Annotated in this window: 11 protein-coding genes; 4 read left to right on the top strand and 7 right to left on the bottom strand. The window is 61.0% G+C overall.

Annotation, left to right across the window (positions count from 1 at the left end; all coding sequences use genetic code 11):
* The first annotated feature begins 113 nt into the window (after nucleotides 1-113).
* The 3 genes from BMX92_RS23285 (at nucleotide 114) to BMX92_RS23275 (ending at nucleotide 2,455) form a co-directional block, all read left to right on the top strand.
* The gene (locus BMX92_RS23285; RefSeq protein ID WP_093021013.1) at nucleotides 114-497 is read left to right on the top strand and encodes a transposase; all 384 of its coding nucleotides are present in this window, start codon (nucleotides 114-116) and stop codon (nucleotides 495-497) included.
* Complete coding sequence (gene tnpB, locus BMX92_RS23280) at nucleotides 494-841, top strand: IS66 family insertion sequence element accessory protein TnpB (protein ID WP_093021011.1); 348 nt, start codon at nucleotides 494-496, stop codon at nucleotides 839-841. Before BMX92_RS23285 ends, tnpB begins: the two co-directional genes overlap by 4 nt.
* Nucleotides 842-943: 102 nt before the next feature.
* Nucleotides 944-2,455, top strand: a complete 1,512-nt coding sequence (locus tag BMX92_RS23275) for an IS66 family transposase (protein WP_093021019.1) — start codon at nucleotides 944-946, stop codon at nucleotides 2,453-2,455.
* Between the two features lie 10 nt (nucleotides 2,456-2,465).
* Here the strand turns inward: BMX92_RS23275 and BMX92_RS27070 are convergent, their stop codons facing one another.
* Together BMX92_RS27070 and BMX92_RS23270 are read right to left on the bottom strand one after the other, a co-directional pair.
* Nucleotides 2,466-2,648, bottom strand: a complete 183-nt coding sequence (locus BMX92_RS27070) for a hypothetical protein (protein WP_371262516.1) — start codon at nucleotides 2,646-2,648, stop codon at nucleotides 2,466-2,468.
* 64 nt (nucleotides 2,649-2,712) lie between these two features.
* Nucleotides 2,713-3,798, bottom strand: a complete 1,086-nt coding sequence (locus BMX92_RS23270) for a catalase family protein (RefSeq protein WP_093021009.1) — start codon at nucleotides 3,796-3,798, stop codon at nucleotides 2,713-2,715.
* A gap of 118 nt (nucleotides 3,799-3,916) precedes the next feature.
* On the opposite strand from BMX92_RS23270, the gene BMX92_RS23265 reads away from it, so the two are divergent.
* Nucleotides 3,917-6,214 carry an FdhF/YdeP family oxidoreductase gene (locus BMX92_RS23265; protein WP_093021008.1) on the top strand — a complete coding sequence of 766 codons (2,298 nt, stop codon included), beginning with the start codon at nucleotides 3,917-3,919 and terminating at the stop codon, nucleotides 6,212-6,214.
* A gap of 413 nt (nucleotides 6,215-6,627) precedes the next feature.
* Here the strand turns inward: BMX92_RS23265 and BMX92_RS23255 are convergent, their stop codons facing one another.
* From BMX92_RS23255 to BMX92_RS23235, 5 genes are read right to left on the bottom strand one after another with little or no spacing between them, the layout of a single operon-like run.
* Nucleotides 6,628-7,347 (bottom strand): energy transducer TonB family protein, encoded by a 720-nt coding sequence (locus BMX92_RS23255; RefSeq protein WP_256213574.1) that lies wholly within the window; start codon nucleotides 7,345-7,347, stop codon nucleotides 6,628-6,630.
* A complete protein-coding gene (locus BMX92_RS23250; RefSeq protein WP_093021004.1) occupies nucleotides 7,344-7,679 on the bottom strand; it encodes a DUF3325 domain-containing protein in 336 nt (111 codons plus the stop codon). Before BMX92_RS23250 ends, BMX92_RS23255 begins: the two co-directional genes overlap by 4 nt.
* Nucleotides 7,680-7,682: 3 nt before the next feature.
* The gene (locus BMX92_RS23245) at nucleotides 7,683-9,293 is read right to left on the bottom strand and encodes a PepSY-associated TM helix domain-containing protein (RefSeq protein ID WP_093021002.1); all 1,611 of its coding nucleotides are present in this window, start codon (nucleotides 9,291-9,293) and stop codon (nucleotides 7,683-7,685) included.
* Nucleotides 9,290-9,577, bottom strand: a complete 288-nt coding sequence (locus BMX92_RS23240; protein WP_093021000.1) for a hypothetical protein — start codon at nucleotides 9,575-9,577, stop codon at nucleotides 9,290-9,292. Before BMX92_RS23240 ends, BMX92_RS23245 begins: the two co-directional genes overlap by 4 nt.
* Complete coding sequence (locus BMX92_RS23235; RefSeq protein ID WP_218145833.1) at nucleotides 9,577-11,997, bottom strand: TonB-dependent siderophore receptor; 2,421 nt, start codon at nucleotides 11,995-11,997, stop codon at nucleotides 9,577-9,579. The genes BMX92_RS23240 and BMX92_RS23235 overlap by 1 nt, the downstream gene beginning before the upstream one ends.
* Nucleotides 11,998-12,011 lie beyond the last annotated feature (14 nt).

Here is a 12,011-nt window from a genome sequence, read left to right as displayed (position 1 = left end):
TTGACTGCTCGATATCCACTCGCAAGGCCTCCATCTGCCCCGCGAAATTCACGCCCACCCCAATCCGCACAAGGCCGGGTTCCGTCGGCGCTTACACTCATATGAGTGGTCGTATGAGTAGTCGGATTGAGGTCGTTAGCCGAGTGTCGGGCCGTCGCCGTTGGACGGTGGAGCAGAAGCTGGCCGCGCTGCGGGATGCATTTGGTCCAGAAGGTTGCGTGCGCACGGCCTGTGAACGCCATGAGGTTGGCAGCGGCTCGATCTACACATGGCGGCGACAGGCGATGTCTGGCGAGCTGACCGGGGTGCGCAAGCCGATCGAGCCTGCATTTGCAGAGGTGCAGATCAGCGAGCAGCTGGCCTTGCCCGTCCCAACGGTTGCGGCGCGCAGCAACGGCATGATCGGGATCGAGCTGCCATCGGGCATCAAAGTGAGTGTGGACGCCACGGTCGATGCCGATGCGCTGTCGCGGGTGATCGGCGTTCTGGCGCGATGATCCCGCTGCCGCCATCGACGCGGATATTCCTGGCCTGCGGCGCGACGGACATGCGCAAGGGCTTCGACGGCCTGGCGGTGATGACGCAGCAGGTTCTGGAGGAGAGCCCGCATTCCGGTGCGCTGTTCGCCTTCCGGGGCAAGCGGGGCGATCTGGTCAAGCTGCTCTGGTATGATGGCCAGGGCATGTGCCTGTTTTCCAAGCGGATGGACCGTGGCCGGTTCGTGTGGCCCTCGACCAAGACGGGGTCGGTGGTGATGACGGCGGCGCAGCTTTCGATGCTATTGGAAGGCATCGACTGGCGGCGCCCGGAGCGTACATTTACCCCGTCACTGGCAGGATAAAATGCTTGGATTATGGCGCTTTTTCTGGCATGAAGACGGCCGATCCGCTATACGATCGCGGTGTCGGATGCAGGCTTTTCCACCCCTGATAAAGATGCTCGGATCGCCGAGCTTGAAGCCGCATTGGCGGCTGCCCGCGCCGATATTTCCGCCCGTGACATCCTGATTGATACGCTGCGCGTGCAGATTGCACGCCTCAAGCGGATGCAGTTCGGCAAGTCGTCGGAGAAGCTGGACACCCAGATCGCGCAGCTTGAGCTGGCGCTGGAAGAGCTCGAAGGCGAGGCCATCGTCGCCGCCGCGCGGCGGGCCGATCCAGTTCAGGCAGATCGGCCATCACCGGTTCGGGCACTGCCCGCCCATCTGCCGCGTGAGGAGCAGCGGATCGAGCCCGAGCAGGGCAACTGCACCTGTCCGGACTGCGGCGGCGCGCTGCGGCCGCTGGGGCAGGATAGCGATGAGATGCTCGATGCCGTGCCGGTCCAGTGGCGCGTCGTTCGGACCATCCGCCCCAAGTATAGCTGCCGGTCCTGCGAGAAGGTCGTGCAGGCACCCACACCGGTAAAGGCGATAGCGCGGGGCAAGGCGACCTTCGGCACGCTGGCCCACGTCGTTGTCTCCAAGTTCGACCATCATCTGCCGCTCTACCGTCAGGCTGAGATAATGGCGGCGCAGGGCATCGAGATCGATCGCTCGACGCTGGCAGGCTGGGTCGGCCAGGCATCCGTGCTGCTCGACCCGATCATCAGTCGTATCCGCGAGGTCGGCCTGACCGCCTCGAAGATCCATACCGACGATACGCCGGTCCCCATGCTTGATCCGGGTCGGGGTAAGACGGCAACCGGCAGGCTCTGGGCCTATGTGGTAGACGATCGCGGCTGCGGCGCCACGACCCCGCCGCTGGTCTGGTACGAGTTCACCACCGATCGGACCGGTGCACATCCCCAGCGGCAGCTAGCCAACTTCACCGGCTATCTGCAGGCCGATGGCTATGCTGGCTATGACAAGCTCTACGATACCAACCGCGTCACCGAAGTCGCCTGCTGGGCGCATTTCCGGCGCAAGATATTCGACATTCATGCGACCAAGCCGACCCCGCTCACTTGCTATCTGCTGGAGCGTATCGGTCAGCTCTATGAGATCGAGGCAGAGGTTCGCGGCCATCAGCCCGATATCCGACGACGAAGCCGACAGGACCGCACCAAGCCGCTGATCAACGAGCTGCATCAGGCACTCGACGATGCCCTGCGCCGTCTCTCGCCCAAGTCCGAGATGGCCAAGGCCATTGCCTATGGCCGCAAGCGTTGGGTCGCGCTGACACGCTTCCTCGACGATGGCCGCCTGGAGATCGATAACAACATTGCCGAGCGCGCCATGCGTTGCGTGGCCCTGGGCAGGAAGAATTGGTTGTTCGCCGGATCAAAGACTGGAGGTGACCGGGCCGCTGCCATCTATTCCGTCATCGAGAGCGCCAAACTCAACGGTCTCGAACCGCAGACCTATATCGCTGATGTCATCGCCAAGATCGCTGGCGACTGGCCTGCTGCCCGCTGGGATGAACTCATGCCGTGGAACTGGCAGCCAGATAATCAGGTAATCGCCGAAGCCGCCTGAACCGCGGTCCTCAGGCCACGCTTACGATCAGGCGCTCGGCTTGGGCAAAGCCATAGCCGAGATCGACAAGATTGTTGCCGCTCGCCATCAACACGGCGTAGCCCAAGCCATTATATTCGACCGCGACTGGCGTCTCGTTCGCGACCGCCCCCCCGCTCGGCCTCAGCTCGCCGTCGGTGGTCAAAGTGCGCAAGCCCCACGGCTCGTTTGCCGAGCAGTTGCCCGGTTCACCCTAGCTCTTCATGAAGGGTGCCATGTCAGGACAGTTCGCTGATCCGCTCTGGTTCATGCATGGGACAACCGTTGAACGTGCCGCGATAGTCGGCTGACATGTGATATGGGCTCTGGCGCGCACGATTGACACCGCCCAGCGGCTGGTGGGCTGCCAGGCCATGCCACGGACTGAACGACAGGGCATCTTCCGTCTTCTCGGTCACGCCCAGTTGCCAGCCGGGCTGCGGATCGACAGTCAGCGTCGCGACGGTGCGGAAGGGGCTTAGTTCCTCGTCCCACACCACCGACGCATCTTCGATCGGCATCGCATTAAGATCGGTGCACAGCTGGACCTGCAATTCCCAAACTCCGCCCTGTTCGATCAGCAGTTCGTTCACTGCCGTGCGAATGGCGTCCGGGCGGCCGGTCGCGTTGATCGTCTCATCCGCATAGTCTTTGATGCCCGAGACAGGCACGAGCGAAAATTTGGCGATATAGGCGCCGTAACGGAACGGCGTCTGCGTGTAATAGGTCGCACCCAGGGGATGCACCGGCTTCGCGCCGCCCAGGGTTTGGAGAAAGGAGGATTCGCCGCCCACAGCCTCCAGCGCCGCTTCCGCCGTGCGGAAGACCGCCGATAAGGCTTTCTTGGCCCCTTCGGCCTTGTCCGTCGTCTTCGCCAGCAGCTTCAGGTTGCCAAGGAATTTCTTGGGGTCGGGCGCAGCGAAGGCGGGGCCGTTCACCATGACGAAATCCTGCGTATGGTCGCCTTCCGATCCGGGCAGACGTTCGCCTTCCACGCCGATGATCTTGAGCGCCAGGCCGCGCGGCAGCATGATCGAATCGTCCAATATGTCGCCGGCATTGGTGGACAGCCGAAACACCGCCTCATAGCTTCCTGGCGCCGCGAACAGGCCTTGCGCCAGTTCGGGCGGCAATCCCGTCGCGACGTCCAACCGGCCGCGCGCGATGCCATGGCCCTTGGCATGGACAGATCGGACGGCATGGCCATAATCCTTGGACGTAGTATCGAGGATGATCTTGAACTGCTCCTCGAGTGCGGCAATCGTCTCCTGCTCATCCGGCGCGATGGTCTCGACAGAGGGGGTGAACGGCACGGGCTGCGTCATGGACGATCCTTTCGGTACGGTTTGTCGATGAACCATTCATCGTGCCGCCCGTTCCCCTGCCACGCCGCGATTTCGTCGGATTTCCGGGCGAGTTGATTGAAGTCAAGGATAAGCGCGCATGAGCAAGCAGGATGCCGACAAGCCCCAGGTCAAGCCCTTTAAGGGGCCGGCAGGCGGCTGGGGGTCGGTCCGTTCGCTCGCCGAAATCCTGCCGCGCGAAAAAGTCGGCGCGGAGGCCTTGCGCGAGCTTGCCCGGCAGAACAAGCCAGATGGCTTCGCCTGTGTCAGTTGTGCATGGCCCAAGCCCGCCGATCATCACCCCGCTGAATTCTGTGAGGAAGGCGCCAAGGCGACCGCGTGGGAACTGACCAGCTTGCGCACCACGCCCGACTTCTTTGCTCAACACACGCTCACTGAACTGCGGACTTGGCGCGACTATAATCTGGAGCAGCACGGGCGGCTCACCCACCCACTACGCTATGATCCTGCCACCGATAAATATGTTGCCGTGTCCTGGGCCGAAGCTTTTGCGGATATCGGCGCGGCGCTCAAATTGCTAGATCCCAAGGCGGCGGTCTTTTATGCCTCGGGCCGCGCCAGCCTTGAGACTTCTTATATGTACAGCCTGATGGCACGGATGTATGGGAGCCAGAACCTGCCCGACAGTTCCAACATGTGCCATGAATCGACCTCGGTCGGCCTCAAGGCCGCTATCGGCGTGCCTGTCGGCACCACTCGGCTCCAGGATTTCGAAGCGTGCGACGCGATCTTCTTCTTCGGCCAGAATGTCGGGTCCAACGCGCCGCGGATGCTGCATGATCTGCGTGCGGCGCGCAAGCGCGGGGTAAAGATCGTCACCTTCAATCCGCTCAAGGAACGCGGCCTTGAACGATTCACTGATCCACAGAACCCGATCGAGATGGCAACGCTGCGCGAAACTGGCATCTCGACCCAATACCATCAGGTGAAGGCCAGCGGCGATATCGCAGCGATGATGGGCATCATGAAATTTCTGGTGGAATGGGACGACGCCGCGACCGGTCGCGGCGAAATGCCTGTGCTCGACCACGCCTTCATCGCGGCGCATACACAGGGTGTCGACGACCTCCTCGCCGCCATCCGCAAAGTAGATTGGGACGCAATCGAGGCGGAATGCGGCCTGCCGCGTCACGACCTGAAACAGGCCGCCAGCGTCTATGCCCGGTCAAAAGCGGTGATGGCGATATATGGCATGGGCCTCACCCAGCATGTGAAGGGTGTCGAGAATGTCCGCATGGTCGTCAACCTGCTCCTGTTGCGCGGCAATGTCGGCAAGCCTGGCGCTGGTCCCACACCCGTGCGCGGCCATAGCAATGTGCAGGGCCAGCGCACCGTCGGCATCACCGAAAAGCCAGAGCTCGCCCCGCTCGACAAGCTGGCGGCGCAGTATGGCTTCTCGCCGCCTCGCGAGAAGGGGCTAGATACCGTTGCCAGCTGTCGGGGCATCATAAACGGGACGGTTAAGGCCTTTGTGGCGCTGGGCGGCAATTTCCTGCGGGCCGTGCCGGAAACAATCGCGATGGAAGCTGCCTGGACGAACCTCGACCTGTCGGTCCAGATTGCGACCAAGCTCAACCGCAACCATCTGTTCGCCGCGAAAATGACCTATCTTCTCCCCTGTCTGGGCCGTATCGAGCGGGACTTACAGGCGACCGGCCCTCAAGCCGTCTCGGTCGAGGATTCCACCAGTTGCATCCACGGATCGGTCGGCAAGGCCAAACCTGCCAGCCCGCATCTTTTGTCCGAACCAGCGATCGTTGCAGGGATCGCCAAGGCCATCTTGCCCGCCAATCCCAAGGTCGATTGGGACGCCTGGGTTGGCGACTACAGCCTGATTCGCGACGCGATCGAGGAAACTTATCCGGAAGTGTTCAAGGATTTCAACGCCCGCATGTTCACGCCAGGCGGCTTTTGGAAAGGCAACAAGGCCTCGGACCGTGTCTGGCTGACGCCCAGCGGCAAGGCAGAATTCCTAACGCCCAGCGGGCTTTCGGCGACCGGCTTTGCAGGCGCTGAAGGACGCTTCCGCCTGATGACGCTGCGCTCCAACGACCAGTTCAATACGACGATCTATGGCTATCATGACCGCTTTCGCGGGGTGAAGGGGACACGCGACGTCCTGTTCATGCATGCCGACGACATCGCCGCGCATGGGCTGGCGGAGGGGCAGATCGTCGCGCTGGAAAGCGACGCAGACGATGGCCAACACCGTCGGCGCGAGGGCCTCATCGTGACGCCTTATTCCATCCCGCGCGGGTGCTTGGGTGCCTATTATCCCGAATGCAACATGCTGATCTCGGTCGAGCATCATGCGCAGGAAAGCCACGTTCCCGCTGCCAAGTCGGTCCCGGTTCGGCTGGTGGCGACAAAGCGTTAGGCCATTGTTGCTTCAAGGTAGATCCTCGCGCCGGTTGACGTTGATTATGCGACGCGGATCCGGGACGCGGACGGGATCGGCCTCCACGATCGAGCGCCGTCCAACCGCCAGATGTTGGAGGCGACCAGCAAAAATGCCCTTGCCATCGGGTTTGGGCGCGGCGATGGCGCGACCGTGGAGGATTTCAATGTTTTGCAAGTTCGCGGCGCCACCCCGCTATCACCCAGATTGATTAACCTGTGTGCAAGCGGTAGTTCTGAGCGGCAATATCATAATGTAGATAGGAGGGCCGCAATCGACCCATTTCAGACCTTCGGGCGCCGATTCTTCGTTCCCAGGATCGGACGGTCCGCTTACTCCTGATTGGTCTTAAGGAGAATGGCAGGTTCCGGTCGATCGGTGACGGAAAGCGGCTATTTGAGGAAATACTCCACGGGCACGACCAGTTCGAGCGTATCACCAGACTTGTCTTGGGGCGGCTTTGGAAGCGGAGAGGCCCGCTTAGGCAGTGATATCGCTTCGCGATCGAGTTCAGACACCCCGGATGAGCGTTCGAGGTGCGAGGACAGCACCTTGCCCTCGCGATCCATGATGAAGCGGATATAAGGTACGCCCTGTTGACGTCGTACCATTGCCAATCTCGGATAGCGCCGATGCTTGTTGAGCGCAGCCAGTACCCGACCTTCCCACGTGTCGTGGGCATTGCTGGACACCTGCGACGCGGGGGGCGCAGGTGCGGTTTTCGGCGCAGCCGGTTCCGGTTCTACAGGACGGGGATCGGCGGACCTGGGCCCCGCGATGGGGATCGGCGTCGATACCGGCGAAATCGCAATCTTGCTCGGCTCGATCCGTTGCACTCGTGGCGGTTCGCGCTGGGCCTCCTTCTGTTCGGTCGGCGTGGGCGCTTTCCTTTTTCGAGGCTCAATTTCGGGAGGCGAAGCTGGGGCGCTCAGGGACAGGACAGTCAGCGCCGCTTGCTGCGCAGGCTTCGCATATTGAGTGGAAAGTGCGACGAAAAACACGACGGCACATATGGCATATAGCGCACATGTGCCGCCAACGCCGATCAAATGGCTGCTGCCGCTGGATCGATAGCGTCCGTGCAGACCGGAATTATCCATATCACTGTTCACCTTACCGCCTCGCGTAACCGCTCGGCCATCGAAGCGGTCAGGCGAAACGCCTTGCTCCACATCGCCAGAAAGGGCGGCCAAGCCAAAAGGACGGTCAGCGATATCGCTGCTGCCGATAATATGCCTATCCAGACGATAATCCCGACCGAAAGCGCGAACAGAATCCAGCACGGCCAGATAGCAATTCCGAGCAGGCCATAACCGCAGATGCGCAGTCCGGTGGCGCGTCGCGCTCCAATCGGCTTCAAATGCAGATCTCGCCGATGACGCGCCATCGACAGGCCAAATGCCATGAAACCAGCATGAGCCAGAAAGAATGCGAGCAGTATCATAAGCTATTTCACGGCTTGCATGCGCACCGGCCGAAGCTCTGACGGCGACAATGTCTTCTTTGTCCGGATCTTACCGATCATCCCGATTGCCGTCAGACCGAACGCGATCGCGACCAGCTCGACGCCGGCATTGCGCCAATCTCCCCGGCCAATCTGCGCAATGACATGGTCGCCTGTCGTCACAGCATTCAGGACAGGTAGTAAAAGGCAAAGCATGGCTATACCGGCCAATTGCTCGATCCATGCCTTGCGGCGGGGGCGAGCGGCAGCATGAACCAGGCCAAGGATCCAGAGCATGAAGAATGCGCGCACTTCCAGATCTGCTCGGCCGGCAATATCCGCCTCGATGAGACGATTAGCCCAAAAATAGCCAATACAGGCGATTGCAAGGCCAGTGATGGCTGCAATATTCAGTATCTCGATAAGTCGATAAACGCGCGGCGTGGCACCGCCAAACTCACCCAATGCCCTCTGGCAGCGCTTGACCTCGAACAAGATCGCACCGCTCCCAATCATGACCGTGCCGGCAATGCCTGCCACGAAGTAAAGCCATTTGATGATGATGCCGCCAAAGGTCGCCTCATGCAACGCACTCAGCACTTCCTGCGTGAGTTGAGCTAAGCCGCCGCGCGGCATTTCTGGCAGGCGCACATCCAGCATCGCGCCGGTGACGGCATCGAAATGTATCAGGCCGCGCCCGGGCGCCAGTTGCTTCAGGGCCGACGGTTCGGGACCATATACGAAGGCCGACGCCATGCTGTCGCCGGGATGTTCGACATGGATAAGACTGATCTCCTGCTTGAGGCGGGCCTCCGCGACCGGCAGTAAACGATCGAGTGGCATGACCGGAGCCGCAATGCCACTTTCCTCACGATGGGCCGGCTTTTGCAGTAGGTCGGCGCTATACGCGTCCTTGCTTGGATAATTGGTCAGGATCGCAGCAGGCATGTAAAGCGAATAGACCAGTGTCAGGCCGGTGTAGGCGATCATCACCTGAAAGGGCAGTGTCAGAACGCCAGCGACATTATGTGCGTCGAGCCACGAGCGTTTTCCCTTACTCGGCCGGAACGTGAAGAAGTCTTTGAAGATCCGCTTGTGGATGATGATCCCGCTGACCAGTGCCGTGAGCATCGCCATAGCGAGGAAGCCGACGATCCAACTGCCCACAACGCCAGAATGAAATTCATGGTGAAAGGTGATGAAATGATAGCCGCCTTCGGTCCGCCGGTCAGCCCCCGGCGGAATGCGCGCTCCATTGACAGGATCGAGCCGGAGCCCTTCGCGACGGCTATTGGCCAGCCAGTAAATGCGGACGTCGGGATCATCCTCATTGGGAAGGCCAATCGTCCAATAATGGGCGCCGCGCGCGACCTTCGCTAACTCGTTCTGGGCAAAGGCCACCGCTCGGCCGCTGCTATAATCCCCGTCATGGCCGATCATCCGTTCGGTCCGCTCGGGTTTCATCCATTGGGTGATCGGCCCCTCAAACAGGCAGATCGTACCGGTCAGAAAGATTGCGAAGAGCGCCCAGCAGGCCATCAGGCCGCCCCATGTGTGTAGCCATGCCATAGACTGTCGCAGTGAGTGAGGACGGTCGAGCATCTGGTTTTTCATGCGCCAACCTCGGACAAAGCCAGTCCGCTCCCGGCAAGTGCGAGGGTCATTACCGAAAGGATCATCAACCAGCGCCCAATGCTGCCGAAGGCGAACGATAGGATGATGATCGCCAGGAAGGCGGCGAAACTGGTCAAGGTCGCCATCAGCACGGCCTGTGGTCGCGGCAGCGGAAGAACCGCCGCCACGAACACCGCCCAGGCGCAAGCGAAGAGATAACCGCCCAGCAGAGCGGCCATGAGCCGGCCAGCTTTGCCGATCGCCTCATGACGCAGCCCGGCCATCAGAAATTATAGCGCAAGGTAGCGAGGAAATTTCGCGGGTCGCCGCGATAATAGCCGTAGAAGGTCTGGTCGATCGCGCTGAGATAATCCTTGTCGAACAGATTGTTGACGTTGACCGACAAGGACAAATCATTCGTGAAGGCATAGCGTCCCATCAGATTGACGAGCGCATAACTGCCCTGGCGCGCCGTAACCTGCCCCAGAGCGGTAGAGGGCGTAGTGGTCAGATAGAATGCGCTCTGCCAGTTCACGCCCCCGCCCACTGTCATTCTATCGTCGGCGAAGCGATAGCTGGTCCACAGCTTGAACATGTCCTTGGGTGCGGTCGTGGTCAGCCGTGCACCATCCCGGCGTGTCACGCTGTGGCTGAAGCTGGTGCTGACATTCCACCCAGATGTGATCTCGCCTGTCGCCTCAAGGTCAAAGCCTCGCGTGCGCGCTCCCTGGACAGCCTGATAGGCGGCTGTAGTCGTACCAGGCACGGTGTAACCGGTATCGACAACCGCAAAATTATCCTGATCGATGGCGAACAAGGCGATGCTGGTATTCAGCGCCCCGTCGAACAAGGCGCTCTTGAAGCCCACCTCATATTGCATCCCTTCGCGCGGCTTCAGCGTTTCGCCATTGCGGTCCCGGGTGCTCTGCGCACGATAGATGGAGGTGATGCTGGCATAGACGGAGTGGTCCCGCGCCACATCATAGACGATCCCGGCATAGGGTGTCAGGATTGCGCTTTCCTTGTAGGTGGTGAGGCGGTTGTTTCCCTGCGACGCGGGCAGCGTATATTGCAGGTCATAGCTGTAATCATAATTGCTCAGGCGCGCGCCAGCCAACAACGACAGCCCATCCAATGGCTTGAAACGGAAGGTTGCGTAGCCAGCCTTCTGCTTGATGACGGTATCGCCGTCATAGAGCGTACCAGGCGATGTTGGTTCCGCCGTATAATTGTCCCACGTAAAGACATTGACGTAGCGCCCCTCGATGCCTGTACCGCGATTGGGCTGATGATAGTTACGGTAGTCCGAATAGCTCAGGCCCGCGACCATCTCATGCTGGCCGCCGAGAAGTTCGAAGGAACCCTGCACCATAAGGTCGAGGCCAAGCTGCCGCTGCCGGGTCTGTCCCGACCCGCCATAGAGGCGAACGCCTTCGCCGGTAGTCTTGTCGGGGAAACCCCAGCTGGCATAGGCCGCCATATAGTTGCGGTCGGTATGGAGATAATTACCGGCAAGACGCATGACCCAGTCACCGCCCAGTTCCTGCCGGATTGAACCGAAAGCATTGAGCACATCCTGCTTGTTGTAGCTCCACTTGGCGGCGGAATTGGCGGAACGGGCAAAATCGGTGCGCGATCCGTCACTGTTCCAGAGCGGCAGGCCCGTTGCGGAAAATGCGGTCGGGTCATTACGCTGAAAATCGGCGCCGATCGTGACCAGTGTCGACGGCGTGACATCCGCCTCTATGACGCCATATGCGACCTGCTTCTTGTGCTTGTAATAGTCGGTGAAGCTCTCGCCCTGATCATGCGCCAGGACGGCGCGAGCGCGGATCGTCCCGGCAGAATTCAGGGGCGAAGAAATGTCCACCTCGCCACGCAGCCTCTCCCACGACCCGCCGCTCAGCGCTACATGCCCCTGGAATTCGGACGTCGGCCGCTTGCGGACCAGATTGACGGTAGCAGAAGGATCACCCGCCCCAGTCATCAGGCCGACCGCGCCGCGCAGCACCTCGATCCGGTCATAGGTGACAGCGTCGCCCAGCCCCTGCGGGGACACCTGGCTGACAATGTCGAGCGTCGTGGGGATGCCATCATACTGGTAGTTTTCGACAGTGTAACCGCGCGCGTAGATGGTGAACCGCTCACTGCCCAAAGGCTGGACGGAAATGCCCGGCGTCTGCTCCAGCATTTCTGCAACACTGGTGAGTTGCTGATCCTCGATCTGCTGACGGGTAAGCACACTGATGGTCTGGGGCGTTTCACGTGTAGTCAGGTTGAGGCGGGTTGCGGTGTTGCTCGGCCCCTTCATCGCATAGGAACGGGTACCTTCGGTTGCTCCGGGATCGCTCGTCAGGCTGACTGGCATACCGTCGCGCCCTGATCCTTCGCCCGCGACGCGCACCGGACCAAGCGCGATTGCGCCATCGGCCGATTGTGGGGCGGATTCCAGACGCACGGATGTCGCCGCGGTAAAGCGGAAGGTAAGGCCTGTACCGGTCAGAAGCTTCGACAAGGCTTCGGGGGCACTCATCCCGCCGGAGACCGCAGTGGCGGTGCGGCCGCGCACGTCGGCAGAATCGTAGCCAACCTGCACACCAGACTGGCGGGTAAATTGGCGAAGCGCGTCTTCCAGCGGCCCCGCCGTGATCTGAAAACTGCGACCTTCGGATTGCGCCTGCGCTGCGCCTGGGACCAGGGTCACGCCCAGCGTCGTCC

Origin of the sequence: Sphingobium sp. YR768, from assembly GCF_900111125.1 — a bacterium.
Classification (GTDB): domain Bacteria; phylum Pseudomonadota; class Alphaproteobacteria; order Sphingomonadales; family Sphingomonadaceae; genus Sphingobium.
Note: the sequence above shows the minus strand (reverse complement) of the source record. Positions and strands in the feature narration are given on the sequence as shown.